The following is a 19,044-nucleotide window of genomic DNA, read 5'->3' on the forward strand; positions in this document are numbered from 1 at the left end:
TATCATTGTCAGGGTGCCAAGAATACGGGTGTATCTGTAATCTGAGGTCTAGTCACGTAGGAGAGCTGAGGTAGTGTTGTGTTCGAGTGTTTATTCTAGACAAGCAGACGGAGGAGAACTATACTCCTCGAAATCTGGTGGCGTGGGATTTTTGTAAAGAAGAGAGCACCACGCTTGCTGCTCCCACCCCGCGTGCGCGGCCCCCACCCGCTCCGGCGGCTCCGCGTCCAGGTGGGGGCCGCCCGCCGCGGGAGGAACGCGAAATCGAGTCGTGGCTGGGCGAACTGCGCGGCACCGGCGCACCGCCCGCGCCGTCGGCGCCCGCCCCGCAACGGCCGTCGGCCGAACCCACCAGGGCGATGCCGACCGCGCCGGAAGGCAGGGGGCAACGCCCGCGAGTGGCGCCTCCCACGCCCGGCAACGAGCCGACCACGGCGATCCCGACACCCCGGTCACAACCGACCGAAACTGCGCGCGACCCCGAGCCGACGCAGGACCCCGACGCGACGACCGCCATCCCCACCCCGGGCAAGCAGGGCGACGACGCCGAGGCCGCGACAGAGAAGCTCAACACCCGCGAGGATGACGAGCGTCAGCGTCGCGGCGGCGTCAGCGCACAGGACCTGCTGCGGCGCGAAGGCCGACTCTAGAGAGCTTCGTCGCGAAAGTTCAGTCGACGTCGTCGCTTTCGGCCTTGACCAGCGGGCCCTCGTCGGCTTCGAGGGCTTCGGTCTCGGCGTCTGGATCTCGCGCCGTCAGCACCCGCACGGCGCTGTTGAGGAACGCCAACACCGGCACCGCCAGCAGCGCGCCCACGATTCCGGCCAGCACACCGCCGCCCGCGATCACCAGAACGATCGCGAGCGGATGAATCGACACGGCGCGGCCCATCACCAACGGCTGCAGGACGTGGCCTTCCAGCTGCTGTACCGCGATGACCAAACCGAGCGTGATCAACGCGTAGATGAAACCTTTGGCGATCAGCGCGACGACCACCGCGAGCGCACCGGCTACCACGGCGCCGACCAGCGGGATGAACGCGCCGAGGAACACCAGCGAGGCCAGCGGCAATGCCAGCGGCACACCCATGATCGCCAGGCCGGTGCCGATGCCGACGGCGTCGACGAGCGCGACGAGGAAGGTGGCCCGCACGTATCCGATCAACGAATGGAAGCCGGCCTTGCCCGCCTCACGCACCCGGTCACGAACGTGGACCGGGAAGATCTGGGTGACGAACGCGAAGATGTTGCGTCCGCCCTGCAGCAGGAAGATCAGCGTGAACAACACCAGCACGGCACCGGTCACGATCTCGGTGACCGTGCCCGCCGTCGACAGCGCGCCCGTCGTCACCCTTTCCTGATTGTTCTGAAGGGCCTCGATCGCGGCGTTTCCCGCGTTGTCGATCTGATCCCGACTCAGATGTAGGGGGCCGTCGATCAACCAGTTGCGCATACCGTCGATGCTGTGGCTGACCTGCTGGGTCAGCTCGGGAGCGCCCTCGATGAACTGGGTGACGACGAACGACATGATCCCGCCGACCACGGCGAACCCGCTGAGCAACATCAGCGCCACCGCCCCGGCCCGCGGCGCCCCACGCCGGTCGAGGAAGTCCACCGCCGGCATCAGCAGGGCCGCCAGGATCGTCGCCAGCGCGACCGGTACGACGATGATCTCCAGCCGCTTGAACACCCACAGCAGGGCGACGACGGCGGCGAGGATGACGAGCAGCCGCCACGACCAGGCTGCCCCTTTGCGAACGAGAGGTGAGACGGACTCGTCATCAACAGATGGGGCCCCAGGCATCCCGATAGCGTAACGGCCTGCCACTTGCAGCGACGGATCTCTCGAAACCGCAGCACCACGCCTTACCCTTACTCCGTGGCACACGACGCGCCTGCGAGTGCAGCCCACAGCCAAGGGCGCACCCTCCGCGGCAAGTACTGGTGGCTGCGGTGGGCCGTCCTCGCCGTAGCGGTCGTCGTGCTCAGCGTCGAACTCGGACTGGTGTGGGATCAGCTCGCCAAGGCCTGGCACAGCCTCTACACCGCACAGTGGTGGTGGGTGCTGGCGGCGGTGGGCACCGCGCTGGCGTCGATGCACTTCTTCGGCGACATCCAACGCAAGCTGTTGCGATCCGCGGGCGTGCCTGTGCGGCAATGGCGTTCGCAGGCCGCGTTCTACGCGGGCAACTCCCTGAGCACGACGCTTCCCGGCGGACCGGTGCTGTCGGCGACGTTCATCTACCGCCAGCAGCGGCTCTGGGGCGCAACGCCGGTCATCGCCTCCTGGCAGCTGGTGATGTCGGGCGCACTGCAGGTGATCAGCCTGGCGTTGCTGGGCTTGGGCAGCGCGTTCTTCCTCGGCGCCAAGCACAACCCGTTCTCGCTGATCTTCACGCTGGCCGGGTTCATCATGCTGATCGTGCTGGCGCAGGCGGTGGCCTCGCGACCCGATCTGCTCGACGGCATCGGAGTGCGGGTGCTGTCGTGGGTGAACTACGTGCGCGCCAAACCCGCTCACAACGGGCTGACCAAATGGCGCGAGACGCTGGCTCAGCTCGAGTCGGTCAAGCTGAGCAGGCGCCAGCTCGGCGTCGCGTCCACCTGGTCGATGTTCACGCTGGTCACCGGCGTGGGCACGCTGCTGTTCGCCTGTTACGCAGCCGGCGGGCGCCCGTCGTTGCTCGGGGTCATCGTGGCCTATGTCGCCGCCCGCGCGGTCGGCTCGATTCCCCTCATGCCGGGTGGGCTGCTGGTGGTGGAGGCGGTGTTGGTGCCCGGTCTGGTGTCGAGCGGAATGACACTGGCCTCAGCGATCTCGGCGATGCTGATCTACCGGCTCATCAGCTGGATCTTCATCGCCGCGATCGGATGGGTGGTGTTCTTCTTCATGTTCCGCACCGACACCGACGTCGACCCCGACGCATGCGACCGGCCGTAGCCGTTCTCGGCGTCGCGGCGCTGATCGCCGCTTGTTCACAGGGCACCGACCCTCCCGCCGCGACACCGCCTGCCGAATCGTCGCCCGAGACCACGACGGCATCGGCGGGGCAGGGTCCGCTGCGAGGTCCCGCCCCGTCGGTGGCCACCCCGATCGTCGGCGACGCCATCAGCCAGCCCGTGCCGGTGCTCGCCACCGACGGCAGGAGACATCTGGTGTACGAGGTCAGCCTGACCAACACGCTGCCGCACCCGGTGACCCTGAAATCGATCACCGTGCTGGACCGCGACGTCGACCTGCTCGACCTCGAAGGCGACCAATTGGCGCAGTGGACCCGGATCATCGGAACTCCAAGCCCCACAACGACAATCGGTCCCGCGCAGACGGCGCTCGTCTGGTTCGACGTCGCGCTCGACGAGGACGTGCAGACGCCGAACCGGCTGACACACGCCGTCGCGCTGTCGAATCCCGACCCGCAAGACCCACTTTTTCCCGCCGACCAGACCGTTGACATCGCCCCTGTCGAAGTTCAACCTCGCGAACCCGTCGTGATCCGGCCCCCGTTGAGGGGAGCCGGTTGGGTCGACGCAGGCGGATGCTGCGGCACCAGCGCCCACCGCACGGCGCTCAACCCGATCAACGGCCGCCTATGGGCCGCAGAACGATTCGCGATCGACTACGTCCAGCTCGACCCCGACGGACGCCTGATCACCGGCGACCCGTCGAAGCCCGAGAGCTTCGCCTTCTTCGGTGCCGACATCCACGCCGTCCGTGACGGACGGGTGGTCTCGGTGCTCGACGGCCTGCCCGAGCAGGTGCCCGGCCGCAACCCGACCGGCCTACCGCTGAACCAGTACGCCGGCAACCACGTCGTACAAGACCTCGGCGACGGGAACTATGCGCTGTACGCGCATTTCAAGACCGGGACCGTCGCCGTCAAACCCGGTGACCGGCTGACTGCGGGACAGGTGATCGGAAAGGTCGGCAATACCGGCAATTCCACGGCGCCACACCTGCACTTCCACGTCATGAGCTCACCGGACCCGTTGGGCTCCAACGGATTGCCGTTCGTGTTCGACGACTTCCGGCTCGATGCCAGGCTCGTCGACGACGATGATGCCACCGGCACCCTATTCGAGGGTGCATCCGCGCAGCTTGCGCCTCAAGTCGCTTCTCGTGATGAAAAGACCGCCATGCCATTGGAACTGGACGTGATGACCTATGCCGATCGATAGCTCAGAACAGACCCGGACCGCCCTGACAGCGTTGGCCACCGACGTGGCCTGCCTCATCGTGTTCGCCGCGATCGGACGGCGCAGCCACGACGAGGGCCTGAATCTCATCGGTATCGCCGAGACCGCCTGGCCGTTCGTGTCGGGCGCCCTCGCCGGCTGGGTGCTGTCGCTCGGGTGGCGACGGCCGTATTCGCTGATCCCGACGGGCGTGGCAGTGTGGGTGTGCACCATCGTGCTGGGCATGCTGTTACGCAAGCTGACGTCCGCCGGTGTGGCGCCGAGCTTCATTGTGGTCGCCTCGATCTCGACCGCCGTGCTGTTACTCGGCTGGCGCGCGGCCATTCACGTCATGATCCGCCGCTGATACCTCCAGGATCGCCCGCAGACCCCGAGCCTTCCCGCCGCGGCAGAAGCGGGCGACGGCGGCCCGGGGGTCAGGCGGCCGCCGGCCTAGCTGTCGGCGAGCCCGTCACCGTCGGTGTCGCCGCAGCGATTCTTGATGTCGACGAGTGGCTGGCGGATCCCCGTCAGGTCGGCCTTGATCTGAGGATTGGCGTTCAGGTACTCCTGCACCTTGCCCCGAACCTCTTCGCGCGGCAGGCCCTCGAGGCTGGTGAAGAACCAGTTGACGTCCGGATGGGTGAACAGGTACGCCGACGTCGACGCCGAGACGCCGGAGGCCACACCGGCGAGATCGGCCGCGGTGCAGTTGGGCGGCTCCGCGGCAGCGAGCGGCGTCGCACCGAGGAACATCGCACCGGCGATCGCGCCGGTGCCGACCGCGCCAGCAACCGCACGACGCGCAGAACGGGCCGAGAGAAACATGGGTGAGCTCCTTCATCGGAAGTGGGGTGGCCGTAACCATGGTGGTTAGCGACGTCTACCAACTGGGACCAACGAAGAAAAGCTAAGCAGAATGTCCGCAGACTTTCTTGCCTTGCGGTCAACGAGTCGCCGAAAACTCGAAATCCGCAGGTGAAAGTGCCCGCGGCGGGCGGCTATGCGTCGCTTCGGGTCAGGGCAGGCCCGCGATGGCCGACGACGGTGCGTGCGAGTTGCCCTGGGAAACCGGTGACGCCCCATGCGGTTGGGCCGTGGCCCCCGGCGCGGTCAGCGGCGGGGTCTTCGCGGTCGGCGCCTGCGCCGGCAAACCCGTCGGAAGACCTGCGCCTTGCTGCTGCGCGGCCTGCATCAGACCCATCACCTGGGGCAGCGTGAGCGGAAGTTTGCACTTACCCGACAGGCTGGCCAGCGGCTGCTGCAGCTGCTGCAAGTCCTCGGCGACCTCGGGGTTGGCGTCGAAGTACGCCTTCAGCGCGCCCAGCGACTGCGGCCCGGCCTGCTGTTTGGAGATCGTCGTCAACGCCTGGTTGGTCTGCGGGTGCGCGTCGAGGTAGTCGCCGGTCGAGGTGGCGACGTCGCCGATCGTCCTGGCGACCTCGCTGGCCGCGCACGGGTCCTTGGCGGCGGTCGCCGACGGAGCAGACGACAGGGCCGGCAACACCAGCGCGACCGACACGGCCCCGCCCGCGACAGAGGCAGCGACGACGCCGACGACGCGGCGACGCATCAGCCCGGTGGTCGTTTTCATGACAACTCCTAACGATTCGCAGACGATCTCGACCGGTCCGCAAATGCTCTCGCGATGGACGGCAATCAGTCCCCGACGCCGAAAACGGCCGAGCCACATCCTGCCACCGGTCGCCTCACCCCCGCCAATCCAGCGGGGGCAACGGCCTCGATGCGCAGGGTGGCGGTAACGCCGTTGGGCTTGGTCGCGAGAACGAATTAGGACATCGTGAGGCGTTGCTGGCCGATCGCTCAGGCACTATGGGAGCAGGCCGAAGGGACCGGCACCTTACCGCAGGTTGTTGTACGCTTCGGCTACGAAACGCCGGGGAGAAAGCGGGGGATCCAATCCAGCAATTCATGTTGCGCTTGAGTAGCAAACTGCGCAGATATCGCTGGGCGGTTTTCGCCGTATGGGTGCTCCTGCTCGTCCCGTCGATCTGGCTGGCGCTCAACCAGTCGAGCCACCTCACCGGTGGCGGCTTCGAGGTCGAAGGATCCCAGTCGCTGCGCGTGCAGCGCGAACTCGAAGAGTACTTCCCCGACCAGGGCGCCTCACCGCTGGCGCTGGTCGCCGCACCGCGCGCAGATGCCTCGTACGAGGACATGAACGCCGCGGTCGCACACCTGGAACGCCTGGCCGCCGAGGTGCCCAGCGTGAAGATCGCTCCGAACCCGCAACAGCCCCCGCCGCAGCCCGATCGGCCCTACGTCATCACCCTGCAGCTGGACTTCGACAACACCGGCGCGGTCGACGTCGCCAAACAACTGCGCCAGAAGGTCGGGATCGACGGCGAGGACCCCGGCGAGATCGAGAACGGCAGGGTCAAGCTGTACGTCATCGGCCAGGGCGCTCTGGGCGCGGCCGCGACGCAGGCCACCAAACACGACATCGCCCAGGCGGAGCGGTGGAACCTGCCGATCGTCCTGATCGTCCTGCTCGCGGTGTTCGGGTCGCTGGCCGCGGCGGCCGTGCCGCTGATGCTGGGCATCTGCACCGTCGTGGTGACGATGGGGATCGTCTACCTGTTGTCGATGTTCACCACGATGTCGGTGTTCGTGACGTCGACGGTGTCGATGTTCGGCATCGCGGTGGCGATCGACTACTCGCTGTTCATCCTCATGCGATTCCGCGAGGAACTGCGCGCCGGGCGCGAGCCGGAGCAGGCCGCCGACGCCGCAATGGCCACGTCGGGGCTGGCGGTGGTGTTGTCCGGGCTGACCGTGATCGCCTCGGTGACCGGGATCTACCTCATCCAGACGCCCGTGCTCGAGTCGATGGCCACCGGCGCCATCCTCGCGGTCGCGGTCGCGGTGCTCACCTCCACGACGCTGACACCGGCCGTGCTGGCGACATTCGGGCGGTCGGCGGCGCGACGCTCGTCGTACCTGCATTGGTCGAGACGCCCCGAAGCCACCCAGTCACGCTTCTGGACGCGCTGGACCGGCTGGGTGATGCGCAGGCCGTGGCTGTCGGCGATGGCCGCCGCCGCGCTGCTGATCGCCCTGGCCGCGCCCGCGTTCTCGATGATGCTCGGTAACAGCATGCAGCGTCAGTTCGAGCCGACCCACGAGATCCGCGGCGGCGTCAACGCCGCGGCCGAGGCGCTCGGCCCCGGAGCGCTCGGCCCGGTCCGGGTGCTGGTGGCCTTCCCCGACGGCAACGCGGCATCGGCGCCCGCCAAGGAACCGCTGCTCGACGCGATTCGCCAGCGCATGGCGCAGGGCCCGAACGTGGTGTCGGTCAGCCCGCCGTCGTTCGGCGAGGACTACCGGCACGCGCTGCTGTCGGCGGTGCTGTCGGTCGACCCCGAGGACATGGGCGCGCGCGAGACGGTCGACTGGATGCGCGCGGAGTTGCCGTCGACGCCCGGCACCGAGAACGTGCAGATCGACGTCGGCGGGCCAACCGCGCTGATCAAGGACTTCGACGACCGGGTCTCCGCCACTCAGCCCCTCGTATTCCTCTTCGTGGCGTTGATCGCATTCCTGATGCTGCTCGTCGCGATCCGCTCGGTGGTCCTGGCGCTCAAGGGCGTCCTGATGACCGTGCTGTCGGTGGCCGCCGCCTACGGCAGCCTGGTGGCGGTGTTCCAGTGGGGCTGGCTAGAAGACCTGGGCTTCGACCGGATCTCGTCGCTGGACAGCACGATCCCGCCGCTGGTCCTGGCGATGACGTTCGGCCTGTCCATGGACTACGAGATCTTCCTGCTCACCCGAATCCGTGAGCGCTTCCTGCTGACCCGCAACACGCGCGACGCGGTGGCCTACGGCGTGAGCACCAGCGCGCGAACCATCACCAGCGCCGCACTCATCATGATCGCGGTGTTCATCGGGTTCGCGTTCGCGGGCATGCCGCTGGTCGCTCAGCTGGGGGTGGCCTGCGCGGTGGCGATCGCGGTCGACGCGACGGTGGTTCGGCTCGTCCTGGTGCCGGCTCTGATGGCCATGTTCGACGAGTGGAACTGGTGGCTGCCGCACTGGCTGGCCCGCATACTGCCGTCGGTGGATTTCGAGAAGCCCCTGCCCAAGGTGGACACCCCCGATCTCATCATCATCCCCGACGACCTCTCGTCGCTGGGACCGACGGGCTCCGAGCTGCGCACTGTCGTCAAGTCGGCGGCGAAGCTGAAAACCCTTGTACCGCAAGCTGTCACGGTCGCCGACCCGTTGGCCTTCAGCGGCTGCAGCCCGGACGCGCCGACCACGAAGATGCGCAGCATCGGGCGGCTCAACGCCGGGCACCGCGGTGGCGGCGGAGGTACCGCGTTGGCCACCGCCCCGCCCCCCGTGCATCCGGTGACGATGTGGCGGGGCCGGTTGGCGGTGGCCCTGGACGCGCTGGAGACCGCATCGGAGTGCGAGCACGCCACGATGGAGCGGCGCAGCCCGATGGAAACCACCAACGTCCAACTGCCGACCGGCGACCGGCTGCAGATCCCGACGGGCGCGGAGACGCTGCGGCTGAAGGGTTACCTCATCATGTGTCGCAACACCACGCGCGACTACGCGGAATTCGCCGATCTGGTCGAGTGCATGGACACGCGCACAGCGGCGGAAGTGTTGAGCACAATGGACCGGTACTACTCTGGATCACAGTCAAGAAAGCAGTGGGTGGCGACTCAGCTGGTGCGCCGACTGGCCGACCCTGCGCCTTCGGACGAGCACGACACCCGGATGTCCGGTCCGGAGGCGGAGGCCGAGTGGGCAAAAGTTCGAGAGCGCTGCCTTTCGGTGGCGGTCGCGATGCTGGAGGAGGCGAGGTGACGGTGACTCCCGACGTCCGGGATACCCGCCGCCGAGAGGCTGTCTCCGCGGAGCAGAGCCCGAGGCCGCCCGCGACGTCGTCCGCCGACGAGCGCCCGGTCGAATTCTGGCCGACCGCGGCCATCCGCGCGGCGCTGGAGACCGATGATCTCGCCGTCTGGCAACGCATCGTCGCGGCGATCAAGCGGGACCCGTTCGGCCGTACCGCGCGTCAGGTCGAGGAGGTCCTCGAGACCGCGCGGCCATACGGCGTGTCAAAGGCGCTGGCCGAGGTTCTCACCCGCACGCGCGAACACCTGGAAGCCAACGAGCGCGCGGAGGTGGCCCGTCACATCCAAGCGCTGTTGGAGCACTCCGGGCTGGGACACCAGGAGTTCGCATCGCGGATCGGTGTGCCCCCCGAGGAGTTCGCGTCGTTCCTCAGCGGCCAGACGAGCCCGTCGGCGGCGTTGATGGTGCGGATGAAGCGGCTGTCCGAGCGGTTCGCCCGGATGCGTTCGAGCCGGCCCCACGGTTGACGGACCCCGCTGGGTATACGCCGGGAATGGACCTCGAACAGATTCTGCGGGAGACCCGCTCGGTGGCGATCGTCGGCGCGTCGCCGAACCCCGACCGCGCCAGCCACGAGATCTGGACCTACCTCAAGGCCGCCGCCGACTACGACCTGTTTCTGGTCAATCCGACGGTCAGCGACATCGAGGGCACCCCGGTCTATCCGTCGCTGGCCGATCTGCCGGTCGTGCCCGACCTCGTCGACGTGTTCCGCAGGCGTGAGCACCTGCCGGAGGTGCTGCAGGACACCATCGCCGTCGGGGCCAAGGTGCTGTGGCTGCAACTCGGCCTGTGGGACGAGCAGGTCGCCCGTGACGGCGAGGCGGCTGGATTACAGGTCGTGATGGACCGCTGCATCAAGGTCGACCACGCCCGGCTGCTCCGCTAGCCCCTTCACCGCGCGTGGATCGGCGACACGTTGTCGACCAACCACCGGCCGTCGGTCTTTGACAACGTGACCCGCAGCGCCAGCACCGCGGTGTCCGCCGGCTTTCCCGGCGAACTCTGCGTGGCGTGCAGGATCACCGCGACGCTCGCGGCGTCCGGGCCGATCGCCTCGACGCCCGCCGAGACGGTACTCGCCTGGGCCGACACGTTGCGGTTCGCCAAATCCTTTGCCACCGTGGCGAACTCATTCTTGAACGCATCAGCGCGTTCCGGAGACATCATCGCCGCCGCCCGGTCGATCGACGCCGTCGGACTCTGCGGGGTGAACGTCGCCGACGCTTCGGCCACACTGCTGGCGATGCCGACGACCTCGGCGCTGTCGTTGCGCAGCGCGCGATCGGGCACCGTCCACTCCAGATAGCCGACGAGCACCGCAGCCACCACCGCCACCGTCGCGACAGCGACCACTCCCAGCCGCAGGCCAGGACCGTCGTCGTCGGTGCCGACCGTCACCGCATCGCGGCGCGCCAGCACCACGTTGACCACCACGCCTTGGACGATCAACAAGCACAGCACCGAGCAGACCGACACCCACCACAGCGGCCACGCCAGCGCGATGCCGATGTACACCAGCGCCGCGATCGCGGCCAGCGGAGGCGCCACGTCGAACGCGGCGACCCGCAAGACGTTCCTCATCGGATCGGCTCCAAGCGCGAGATCATCAGGTTGCCGTCCACATCGGAGACATCGAGCCGCAGATTCCAGCGCACGGTCCTTGGCTCTTCGCCGCCTACGTTCTCGCTGACCGATGTCGCCACCACCATGACGGTGTCGGTGCGCGACGCGAACTCCGAGATCTCGGGTTGGGGTCGGCGAGGCGGCGCCCCGTCCGGGCCGGGCGGCGGGTGATAGATCGACTCGACGGCGACCGAGTCGATCTGCCCGCTGGTGCGCGACTGCAGGGTCTGCACGAGCCTGCGGTACGGCTCGACGGCGGCGTCGAAGTCCGCGTTCAGTTGGCCGACGGTACCTTCATGCAGCCGGATCATGTCGGCCTGCACGGTGTCCTTGTTCATGTTGATCAGCACGTTGGTCCAGTCGACCGCGGTCTGCATGACGCGGGCGCGGTAACGCAACTCGTCGGTGTGGTCGTGGTGCTGGGTCCAGATCAGGGCGGCCAGCGCTACCGCCACCACCGCGACCAGCCCCAGTACCGCCGATGCGATGCCGTACTTGGTGAAGACGGAACCGTCCTCGACTGCGGTGGGCTCGTCCTCGGGCATGCGCGTGAGGGTACCGGCCTGTGGGCCGAACGCCCGTGAGCGGTCAATGTCACACCCGCCGAATGCTGGGGATACGAGAAGACGGGTATGCAGGCTTGCGACCGCGAAGTGAAAGGGATGCGTGGCCCACTACCTGATTTCCGCCAGCCCGATCCCCGGGCATGTCATGCCACTGCTGCACGTCGGCGCCGACCTGCGAGAGCGCGGTCACCGCGTGACCGTGCTGACGGGCGCCGAACACGAAGATGCGGTCCTCGAGCGGGGGCTGGCTGCGCTGGAGCTGCCCGACGCGGCTCGGCCGAAGCGAGACGACAGCGGCTTGCGTGCTCTACCCGGGTTGCTCGACCGCTGGTATCGAGGGCGCGCCGAGATGCGCTCGGTGTTCATCGAGCCACTGGCTGCGCAGTATTGGTCGTTGCGTAAGGCGCTTCAGCGCGACCACTTCGACGCGGTGCTGTGCGATGTCGCCTTCACCGGCGCCCTGCCGCTGTTGACCGGCCACCGGCCCCGGCCGTGGATCCTGGTGTGCGGGGTCGGCCCGTTGACCCTGTCGAGCGCCGACGCGCCGCCGTTCGGGACCGCGTGGGCGCCGCGTTCGAACACCAACTACGAACCGATGACCTGGGTGACGCACCGGGTGCTGTTCGGCGACGTCCGTGCCGACTTGAACGCCGCGCTCGCCGCCGTCGGCGCCCCGCCGTCTCCGGTGTTCCTGACGGACTGGCCCGTGCTCGCCGACCGGCTTCTGCAGTTCACGGTGCCGTCGCTGGAGTATCCCCGCAGCGATCTGCCCGCGAACGTCTCCTACACCGGCCCGGTGATACCGAAACCCGCCGCTCAGAAGCAGGGACTGCCGTGGGATCCGGCCGGCGAATCGCGCACGGTCGTCCACGTCAGCCAGGGCACGTGGGACAACGATGACCTCGACGCGCTCGTCGTGCCCACGGTCGAGGCGCTCGCCGACCGCGAAGATCTGCTGGTGGTGGCGACGACCGGGCGCGAGGGGCGCACGACGCTTCCCGGCCCCGTGCCCGCCAACGCGCGCATCACCGACTTCCTGCCCTATGCCGAACTCCTGCCACACGTCGACGTGATGATCACCAACGGCGGATACGGCGGCGTGCATCAGGCGCTCTCGCATGGCATCCCCCTGATCGTCGCGGGCGGTTCGGCCGACAAACCGGAGGTCGCCGCCCGTGTGGGCTACGCGCGGGCCGGGATCAACCTGGGCACCTCACGGCCCGACCGCGCCGAGATCGTCGGCGCGCTCGACGCGGTCCTAGGCACCGGCGCCTACCGCGCCGCGGCGCGCCGGTTGAGCCGCGAGATCCGCGGGGAGAACGCCTTCGACCGCATCGCCGAGACGCTGGCGGGTCTGGCGGTGCCGCAGCGACCCGGGGAGCAGGCCGCGCGTTCTGGCACCCTGGTGGGGTGACGGTAGAAACAATCAGATCCGGCATCGACCTCAGCTACGTCGACGCCGACGCCCGCCCGCAAGACGACCTGTTCGGCCACGTGAACGGTCGCTGGCTGACCGAGTACGAGATGCCCGGCGACCGAGCCACCGACGGTGCGTTCCGCTTGCTGTACGACCGCGCCGAGGAACACGTGCGTGATCTGATCACCGAGGCGGCGGCGGCGAACGCGGAGACGGGCACCGACCAGCAGCGCATCGGCGATCTGTACGCCAGCTTCATGGACGAGCAGGCCGTCGCCGCGCGGGGTGTGCAACCGCTGCTCGAGGAATTGGCGGCGATCGACGCTGCCGACTCCCCCGAGTCGCTGGCGCGCGTGCTCGGCGCGTTGCAGCGCACCGGAATCGGCGGCGGAACCGGCGTCTACGTCGATACCGACTCCAAGGACTCGACGCGCTACCTGCTGCACCTGACCCAGTCGGGCCTGGGCCTGCCCGACGAGTCGTACTACCGCGACGAACAGCACGCCGAAATCCTCGCCGCATATCCGCAGCACATCACGGCGATGTTCGAGTTGGTGTACGGCGCAGGCGATCACGCCGAAACCGCCGCACGGATCGTGGCGTTGGAGACCAAGCTGGCCGCCGCGCACTGGGACGTCGTCAAGCGGCGCGACGCCGACCTCACCTACAACCTGCGCGCCTTCGCCGACCTGCCTACCGAAGCGCCGGGCTTCGACTGGTCCGGCTGGGTGTCCGGGCTGGGCACCGACGTTTTCGGGGACCGCAGCCGGCCGGACGAAGTCGTTGTGCGACAGCCCGACTACCTCACCGCGTTCGCCGCCGAGTGGTCCGGCGGGGACCTGGAGGACTGGAAGAGCTGGCTGCGGTGGCGCGTCATCCATGCCCGCGCCTTCCTGCTGACCGACGACCTCGTCGCCGAGGACTTCGCGTTCTACGGCCGCAGGCTCTCGGGCACCGAGCAGATCCGCGACCGGTGGAAGCGCGCGGTGTCGGTGGTGGAAGGGCTGCTGGGCGACGCGGTCGGAAAGCTCTACGTGGAGCGGCATTTCCCGCCGTACGCCAAGGAGCGGATGGACGAGCTCGTGGACAACGTCCGCGAGGCCTACCGCGTGAGCATCAACTCGCTGGAGTGGATGACGCCGCAGACGCGGGAGAAGGCGCTGGCCAAGCTCGACAAGTTCACGCCGAAGATCGGATATCCGAAGAAGTGGCGCGACTATTCGGGCCTGGTGATCGAGCGCGACGACCTCTACGGCAACTACCGTCGCGGCTACGCGTTCGAGTACGAGCGGGAGCTACGCAAGCTCGGCGGGCCCGTCGACCGCGACGAGTGGTTCATGACGCCACAGACCGTCAACGCTTACTACAACCCCGGCATGAACGAGATCGTCTTCCCCGCAGCGATTTTGCAGCCGCCCTTCTTCGACGCCGACGCCGACGACGCCGCCAACTACGGTGGCATCGGTGCGGTCATCGGCCACGAGATCGGGCACGGGTTCGACGATCAGGGCGCCAAGTACGACGGTGACGGCAACCTGGTCGACTGGTGGACCGACGAGGACCGCACCGAGTTCGGCGCGCGCACAAAGAAGTTGATCAAGCAGTACGACGAATACGTGCCCCGGCAGTTAGGAAACGGGCACTCCCCTGTTCCGCATGTGAACGGCGCGTTCACCGTCGGCGAGAACATCGGTGACCTCGGCGGGCTGTCGATCGCGCTGTTGGCCTACCGACTGTCGCTGAAGGGTGAGCCCGCGCCGGTCCTCGACGGGCTGACCGGCGAGCAGCGGGTGTTCTTTGGCTGGGCTCAGGTGTGGCGGACGAAATCGCGTGACGCCGAAGCGATCCGGCGTCTCGCGATCGACCCGCACTCACCACCGGAGTTCCGCTGCAACGGCGTCATCCGCAATATGGATGCGTTCTACGAGGCGTTCGACGTCACCGAGGACGACGCGCTCTACCTGGAACCCGAACAGCGAGTACACATCTGGAACTAGGGATTTCGGTGTAGTTGGTCGCGCTCACCGCGACCAACTACACCCAAACCGCCTTAGAACATCTGCCAGTCGGATGCGCCGTCGGGCTGGTTGTAGATACCGGTCGAGTTCTTGATCACCACGGCGTCACCGCTGCCGAAGTTGTCGAAGAACCACTTCGCGTTGGCCGGGCTCAGGTTGATACAGCCGTGGCTGACGTTGCTCTCGCCCTGAGAACCGACTGACCACGGGGCGCTGTGCACGAAGACGCCGCTGTTGTCGATGCGCACCGCGTCCTTCACCTTGAGCTTGTAGCCCTCGGGTGAGTCCACGGGCACGCCGTACGTCGACGAGTCCATCACGATGTCGGCGAACTTCTCCAGCACGTAATAGGTGCCGTTCTTGGTGTCGTGGCCCTTCTTGCCCATCGACACCGGGAACGTCTTCTCGAGTTCGCCGTTGCGGTGCACCTGCATCTGCAGCGTGTCGTTGTCGATAGTCGCGACGAGCTGTTCGGGCACGGTGAAGCTGGATTTGGTGCCCGAAGCGTCGATGTTGACCTTCGTGCCCGCGGGCCAGAAATCCTGTGGACGCCACCGCACCTGGGTGTCACTGGTCCAGTAGAACCGGCCGGGAACGGGCGGCACCGACGAGATGTGGATCGCGTCCTCGGCCATCTTGCGGTTGGCGATCGGCCGCTGGAAGTTGATGTAGATCGGCTTGGCGGCGCCGACGATCGAACCGTTGGTCGGGTTGAAGGACGGCGGCGCGAACACCGGTGCGCCGACATACGGCGTCGGATTCTGTCCGGCCGGGGTGCCCTCCGGAATCGGCTGCTGCTGAGCCAGCGGATCGGGCGGGGCGAAGAACGGGTTCGACGGCGGCGGAGGCGGCGGAGCCTCGGCAGCTGGGGCCGGTGGCGCTGGTGCGGCGAACGGGTCCGCCGGTGGCGGCGGAGGCGGCGGGAATACCGGTGCGGGTGGCGGCGCCGCGGCGACGGCCGGATCGACCGGCGCCGGCGGTGGTGGCGGCGGAACACCCGGCTGAGCGAGTGCTGACGGGCTTGCGAGCATCCCCCCGACGACGCTCGCCGCCGCTATCGCAGTGAGCAGCCGACTGCGCTTTACCCTGCGCATACACAACCTCCCAGTCGCAGAACTCCAACCAGTGTGGCATAACGCCTCGGGCGTCCCCGGCCATTGGCGGGCCCCTTCATCTTGGGCAAACGCTCAATCCACACTCGTGACCTGCATTGTTCATCGGTCATGGGCGCTCACTGTTAACAGCAGCTACCGGATCGCTCGGTCTGCCGGCAGCAGGCATGACTCGATCGGGCCTGCCGGTGGCAGGCTGGTCGCATGATTGTGGCTTTCAGCGTGAGCCCGACAGGCGGCGACGACAGCGTGGGCGACGCGGTCGCCGACGCGGTCAAGGTGGTTCGCGAGTCGGGGCTTCCGAACGAGACCAACGCGATGTTCACCAACATCGAGGGCGACTGGGACGAGGTGATGGACGTCGTGAAGAGGGCCGTCGACGCGGTGGCCGCGGCCGCACCGCGGGTGAGCCTGGTGCTCAAGGCCGACATCCGCCCCGGCCACACCGATCAGCTGACGGCGAAGGTCAGGCGGATCGACGAGGCCCTGGGCGGCTAGGAGCGCACCAGCCGCGCGATGGCGGCGGAGGCCTCGGCCAGCTTCGTGTCGGCCTGGTCACCGCCTTCGGCGACCGCCTGGGCCACGCAGTGCCCGAGATGCTCGTCGAGCAGGCCGAGCGCGACCGATTGCAGCGCGCTGTTGACGGCGCTGATCTGGGTGAGCACGTCGATGCAGTACTTGTCGTCCTCGATCATCTTCGCGATGCCGCGAACCTGCCCCTCGATCCGACGCAACCTCTTGGCGTAGTTTTCCTTCTGTTGCGAATAGCCATGCGCCGTAGTCATCTTCAGCCCCTCAACATCTGATTCATCTGGTCGATCTCGGCCTGCTGCGTATCGACGATGGTCTGAGCCAACCGCTTGGCGTCGACGTTCTCGCCGTTGGCGAGTTCCGCGCGGGCCATGTCGATCGCACCCTGGTGGTGGGCGATCATCGACTGCAGCCACAGGGTGTCGAACTCGGGGCCCGAGAGTGTTTGAAGCTTGGCCATGGTGGCGTCGTCGACCATGCCCGGCATCGCGCCGCCGTGGCCCTCGTGCCCGCCCCGGCCGGTATCGGCGTCGGGGTTCTCCTGCCACTGGACGAGCAGCACCTGCATGGTGCGGATCTCGGGCTCCTGAGCCTTCGAGATCTGGTCGGCCAGCGCCTTCACCTCCGGATTCGTGGAACGGTCCGGAACCATCGCCGACAGTTCGACGGCCTGCTCGTGGTGCGGAATCATGTTCTTCGCAAACGCGACATCGTCGGCGTTGTAGCCGGCCGGTTGACCGCTGATCACCGGTTCGTCGGAATGCTCGTGGTCGGTGTGTCCGTCAGAGGCCGGGCTGCTCGTGCACGATGTGAGCAACATCGCGGTGGCGAGGGCGACCAGGATGGCGGTGAGGCGAGCGATCAGCGACGTCATGAACCCGATGGTACCGGATACCCCACCGGGGTATAGATAACGGTTTGGCCGGGGCAAAACACCGGAGGCATACTTGTTCGATGCCCTCAGAAACTCCCGGCACCGACGCCCGCCGTCAGGCGGAGCCCGACATAAAGCCTCGCAGTCGCGACGTCACCGACGGCCTGGAGAAGGCCGCCGCCCGCGGGATGCTGCGCGCGGTTGGCATGGGCGACGACGACTGGGCCAAACCCCAGATCGGCGTCGGATCGTCGTGGAACGAGATCACGCCGTGCAACATGTCGCTGCAGCGACTCGCGCAGTCGGTCAAGGGCGGCGTGCACGCCGCCGGCGGCTTCCCGCTGGAGTTCGGGACCATCTCGGTGTCCGACGGCATCTCCATGGGCCACGAGGGCATGCATTTCTCGCTGGTGTCGCGCGAGGTTATCGCCGACAGCGTCGAGACCGTCGTGCAGGCCGAGCGCCTCGACGGCACCGTGCTGCTGGCCGGTTGCGACAAGTCGATCCCCGGCATGTTGATGGCAGCGGCGCGGCTGGATCTGGCGTCGGTGTTCTTCTACAACGGCTCGATCATGCCGGGCACGGCCAAGCTGACCGACGGGACCGAGAAGGAAGTCACGATCATCGACGCCTTCGAAGCGGTCGGAGCGTGCGCACGCGGGCTGATGTCGCGTGAGGACGTCGACATCATCGAGCGTGCCATCTGCCCGGGCGAGGGCGCCTGCGGCGGCATGTACACCGCCAACACCATGGCCTCAGCCGCCGAGGCTCTCGGAATGTCGTTGCCCGGCAGCGCATCTCCGGTGGCCATCGACCAGCGCCGCGAAGACTTCGCCCGCCGCTCCGGTGAGGCCGTCGTCGAGATGCTGCGCCGCGGCATCACCGCCCGCGACATCCTGACCAAGGAGGCGTTCGATAACGCCATCGCGGTGGTGATGGCGTTCGGCGGTTCGACCAACGCGGTGCTGCACCTGCTCGCGATCGCCAGTGAGGCCAATGTCAAGCTGACCCTGGAGGATTTCACGCGGGTCGGCCAGAAGGTGCCGCACTTGGCCGATGTGAAGCCGTTCGGCCGGCACGTGATGAAGCACGTCGACGAGATCGGCGGTGTGCCCGTCGTGATGCGCGCGCTGCTCGATGCCGGTCTGCTGCACGGCAATTGCCTGACGGTGACGGGTCAGACGATGGCCGAGAACCTGGCGCACATCGCTCCCCCGGACCCGGACGGCAAGGTGCTGCGGGCGATGAACAACCCGATCCACCCGACCGGCGGCATCACGATCCTGCACGGTTCGCTGGCGCCCGAGGGCGCGGTGGTGAAGTCGGCAGGCTTCGACTCGGACGTGTTCGAGGGCACAGCAAGGGTTTTCGAACGCGAGCGGGCGGCGCTGGACGCGCTGGAAGACGGGACGATCACACACGGCGACGTCGTCGTGATCCGGTACGAAGGCCCAAAGGGCGGGCCGGGGATGCGCGAGATGCTGGCGATCACCGGCGCGATCAAGGGCGCCGGTTTGGGCAAGGATGTGCTGTTGATGACCGACGGACGGTTCTCCGGCGGCACGACGGGCCTGTGTGTGGGCCATATCGCGCCGGAGGCCGTCGACGGTGGGCCGATCGCATTTGTCCGCGACGGTGACCGCATCCGGCTCGACGTCGCCAACGGCACTCTCGACATCCTCGTCGATCCCGCCGAGTTCGAGTCCCGCAAGGCCGGTTTCGAGCCGCTGCCACCGCGATACACGACCGGCGTGCTGGCCAAGTACACCAAGCTGGTCGGATCGGCAGCCGTCGGCGCGGTCTGCGGATAGCGCTGGCTTCACGAGCGCTGGCTTCAC

Annotated in this window: 19 protein-coding genes; 11 read left to right on the top strand and 8 right to left on the bottom strand. The window is 67.7% G+C overall.

The genetic code is table 11. The features are described 5' to 3' along the window. The first annotated feature begins 137 nt into the window (after nucleotides 1-137). Entirely contained in the window at nucleotides 138-650 is a 513-nt protein-coding gene (locus tag CEX87_RS25570; RefSeq protein ID WP_198957312.1) for a hypothetical protein, read from the top strand. A gap of 19 nt (nucleotides 651-669) precedes the next feature. On the opposite strand, the gene CEX87_RS25575 is transcribed toward CEX87_RS25570, so the two are convergent. Continuing rightward, complete coding sequence (locus CEX87_RS25575) at nucleotides 670-1,803, bottom strand: AI-2E family transporter (protein WP_064400010.1); 1,134 nt, start codon at nucleotides 1,801-1,803, stop codon at nucleotides 670-672. Nucleotides 1,804-1,878: 75 nt separating this feature from the next. On the opposite strand from CEX87_RS25575, the gene CEX87_RS25580 reads away from it, so the two are divergent. From CEX87_RS25580 to CEX87_RS25590, 3 genes are read left to right on the top strand one after another with little or no spacing between them, the layout of a single operon-like run. Then, nucleotides 1,879-2,940, top strand: a complete 1,062-nt coding sequence (locus CEX87_RS25580; protein WP_064400011.1) for a lysylphosphatidylglycerol synthase transmembrane domain-containing protein — start codon at nucleotides 1,879-1,881, stop codon at nucleotides 2,938-2,940. Continuing rightward, entirely contained in the window at nucleotides 2,925-4,175 is a 1,251-nt protein-coding gene (locus CEX87_RS25585; RefSeq protein ID WP_094289684.1) for a M23 family metallopeptidase, read from the top strand. Before CEX87_RS25580 ends, CEX87_RS25585 begins: the two co-directional genes overlap by 16 nt. Further along, the gene (locus CEX87_RS25590) at nucleotides 4,162-4,539 is read left to right on the top strand and encodes a DUF3054 domain-containing protein (RefSeq protein WP_064400013.1); all 378 of its coding nucleotides are present in this window, start codon (nucleotides 4,162-4,164) and stop codon (nucleotides 4,537-4,539) included. The genes CEX87_RS25585 and CEX87_RS25590 overlap by 14 nt, the downstream gene beginning before the upstream one ends. 86 nt (nucleotides 4,540-4,625) lie before the next feature. On the opposite strand, the gene CEX87_RS25595 is transcribed toward CEX87_RS25590, so the two are convergent. Together CEX87_RS25595 and CEX87_RS25600 are read right to left on the bottom strand one after the other, a co-directional pair. Beyond that, nucleotides 4,626-5,000, bottom strand: a complete 375-nt coding sequence (locus tag CEX87_RS25595; protein WP_064428084.1) for a heme-binding protein — start codon at nucleotides 4,998-5,000, stop codon at nucleotides 4,626-4,628. 190 nt (nucleotides 5,001-5,190) lie between these two features. Further along, a complete protein-coding gene (locus CEX87_RS25600) occupies nucleotides 5,191-5,766 on the bottom strand; it encodes a hemophore (RefSeq protein ID WP_064400015.1) in 576 nt (191 codons plus the stop codon). Between the two features lie 338 nt (nucleotides 5,767-6,104). On the opposite strand from CEX87_RS25600, the gene CEX87_RS25605 reads away from it, so the two are divergent. The 3 genes from CEX87_RS25605 to CEX87_RS25615 are packed head-to-tail and all read left to right on the top strand — an operon-like array spanning nucleotide 6,105 to nucleotide 9,951. Continuing rightward, a complete protein-coding gene (locus CEX87_RS25605; protein ID WP_064400016.1) occupies nucleotides 6,105-9,011 on the top strand; it encodes an MMPL family transporter in 2,907 nt (968 codons plus the stop codon). Next, nucleotides 9,008-9,529 (top strand): hypothetical protein, encoded by a 522-nt coding sequence (locus CEX87_RS25610; protein ID WP_064400017.1) that lies wholly within the window; start codon nucleotides 9,008-9,010, stop codon nucleotides 9,527-9,529. The genes CEX87_RS25605 and CEX87_RS25610 overlap by 4 nt, the downstream gene beginning before the upstream one ends. Before the next feature lie 26 nt (nucleotides 9,530-9,555). Further along, entirely contained in the window at nucleotides 9,556-9,951 is a 396-nt protein-coding gene (locus CEX87_RS25615) for a CoA-binding protein (protein WP_064417973.1), read from the top strand. Nucleotides 9,952-9,956: 5 nt separating this feature from the next. On the opposite strand, the gene CEX87_RS25620 is transcribed toward CEX87_RS25615, so the two are convergent. Further along, nucleotides 9,957-10,646, bottom strand: a complete 690-nt coding sequence (locus tag CEX87_RS25620) for a hypothetical protein (RefSeq protein WP_064400019.1) — start codon at nucleotides 10,644-10,646, stop codon at nucleotides 9,957-9,959. Beyond that, complete coding sequence (locus CEX87_RS25625) at nucleotides 10,643-11,233, bottom strand: hypothetical protein (RefSeq protein WP_064417972.1); 591 nt, start codon at nucleotides 11,231-11,233, stop codon at nucleotides 10,643-10,645. The genes CEX87_RS25620 and CEX87_RS25625 overlap by 4 nt, the downstream gene beginning before the upstream one ends. A gap of 121 nt (nucleotides 11,234-11,354) precedes the next feature. Here CEX87_RS25625 and CEX87_RS25630 point away from each other — a divergent pair, with 121 nt between their 5' ends. Together CEX87_RS25630 and CEX87_RS25635 are read left to right on the top strand one after the other, a co-directional pair. Then, nucleotides 11,355-12,668, top strand: a complete 1,314-nt coding sequence (locus tag CEX87_RS25630) for a glycosyltransferase (protein ID WP_064400021.1) — start codon at nucleotides 11,355-11,357, stop codon at nucleotides 12,666-12,668. Further along, on the top strand, nucleotides 12,665-14,668 hold the full coding sequence (locus CEX87_RS25635; protein ID WP_094289686.1) for a M13 family metallopeptidase: 2,004 nt from the start codon (nucleotides 12,665-12,667) through the stop codon (nucleotides 14,666-14,668). Before CEX87_RS25630 ends, CEX87_RS25635 begins: the two co-directional genes overlap by 4 nt. A 53-nt stretch (nucleotides 14,669-14,721) precedes the next feature. Here the strand turns inward: CEX87_RS25635 and CEX87_RS25640 are convergent, their stop codons facing one another. Further along, nucleotides 14,722-15,783 (bottom strand): L,D-transpeptidase, encoded by a 1,062-nt coding sequence (locus CEX87_RS25640; protein WP_094289688.1) that lies wholly within the window; start codon nucleotides 15,781-15,783, stop codon nucleotides 14,722-14,724. A gap of 222 nt (nucleotides 15,784-16,005) precedes the next feature. On the opposite strand from CEX87_RS25640, the gene CEX87_RS25645 reads away from it, so the two are divergent. Next, nucleotides 16,006-16,299 carry an MTH1187 family thiamine-binding protein gene (locus CEX87_RS25645; protein ID WP_064400024.1) on the top strand — a complete coding sequence of 98 codons (294 nt, stop codon included), beginning with the start codon at nucleotides 16,006-16,008 and terminating at the stop codon, nucleotides 16,297-16,299. On the opposite strand, the gene ricR is transcribed toward CEX87_RS25645, so the two are convergent. Further along, nucleotides 16,296-16,586: a copper-sensing transcriptional repressor RicR gene (ricR, locus tag CEX87_RS25650; RefSeq protein WP_064400025.1), complete on the bottom strand. Its 291-nt coding sequence runs from the start codon at nucleotides 16,584-16,586 to the stop codon at nucleotides 16,296-16,298. The genes CEX87_RS25645 and ricR overlap by 4 nt on opposite strands. Before the next feature lie 2 nt (nucleotides 16,587-16,588). Continuing rightward, nucleotides 16,589-17,206, bottom strand: coding sequence for a DUF305 domain-containing protein (locus CEX87_RS25655; protein WP_064428078.1), 618 nt, complete (start codon nucleotides 17,204-17,206; stop codon nucleotides 16,589-16,591). Between the two features lie 80 nt (nucleotides 17,207-17,286). Between CEX87_RS25655 and ilvD the strand changes: the two genes are divergently transcribed. Continuing rightward, complete coding sequence (gene ilvD / locus CEX87_RS25660) at nucleotides 17,287-19,017, top strand: dihydroxy-acid dehydratase (protein ID WP_094289690.1); 1,731 nt, start codon at nucleotides 17,287-17,289, stop codon at nucleotides 19,015-19,017. Nucleotides 19,018-19,044: the final 27 nt, after the last annotated feature.

The organism is Mycobacterium lehmannii, from assembly GCF_002245535.1.
Lineage (GTDB): Bacteria > Actinomycetota > Actinomycetes > Mycobacteriales > Mycobacteriaceae > Mycobacterium > Mycobacterium lehmannii.

Excerpts from the sequence above, each read along its gene's own strand:
- CEX87_RS25575 (WP_064400010.1), bottom strand. The coding sequence starts at position 1,803 with ATGCCTGGGGCCCCATCTGTTGATGACGAGTCCGTCTCACCTCTCGTT.
- CEX87_RS25585 (WP_094289684.1), top strand. The coding sequence starts at position 2,925 with ATGCGACCGGCCGTAGCCGTTCTCGGCGTCGCGGCGCTGATCGCCGCT.
- CEX87_RS25590 (WP_064400013.1), top strand. The coding sequence starts at position 4,162 with ATGCCGATCGATAGCTCAGAACAGACCCGGACCGCCCTGACAGCGTTG.
- CEX87_RS25595 (WP_064428084.1), bottom strand. The coding sequence starts at position 5,000 with ATGTTTCTCTCGGCCCGTTCTGCGCGTCGTGCGGTTGCTGGCGCGGTC.
- CEX87_RS25600 (WP_064400015.1), bottom strand. The coding sequence starts at position 5,766 with ATGAAAACGACCACCGGGCTGATGCGTCGCCGCGTCGTCGGCGTCGTC.
- CEX87_RS25605 (WP_064400016.1), top strand. The coding sequence starts at position 6,105 with ATGTTGCGCTTGAGTAGCAAACTGCGCAGATATCGCTGGGCGGTTTTC.
- CEX87_RS25615 (WP_064417973.1), top strand. The coding sequence starts at position 9,556 with ATGGACCTCGAACAGATTCTGCGGGAGACCCGCTCGGTGGCGATCGTC.
- CEX87_RS25620 (WP_064400019.1), bottom strand. The coding sequence starts at position 10,646 with ATGAGGAACGTCTTGCGGGTCGCCGCGTTCGACGTGGCGCCTCCGCTG.
- CEX87_RS25625 (WP_064417972.1), bottom strand. The coding sequence starts at position 11,233 with ATGCCCGAGGACGAGCCCACCGCAGTCGAGGACGGTTCCGTCTTCACC.
- CEX87_RS25640 (WP_094289688.1), bottom strand. The coding sequence starts at position 15,783 with ATGCGCAGGGTAAAGCGCAGTCGGCTGCTCACTGCGATAGCGGCGGCG.
- CEX87_RS25645 (WP_064400024.1), top strand. The coding sequence starts at position 16,006 with ATGATTGTGGCTTTCAGCGTGAGCCCGACAGGCGGCGACGACAGCGTG.
- ricR (WP_064400025.1), bottom strand. The coding sequence starts at position 16,586 with ATGACTACGGCGCATGGCTATTCGCAACAGAAGGAAAACTACGCCAAG.
- CEX87_RS25655 (WP_064428078.1), bottom strand. The coding sequence starts at position 17,206 with ATGACGTCGCTGATCGCTCGCCTCACCGCCATCCTGGTCGCCCTCGCC.
- ilvD (WP_094289690.1), top strand. The coding sequence starts at position 17,287 with ATGCCCTCAGAAACTCCCGGCACCGACGCCCGCCGTCAGGCGGAGCCC.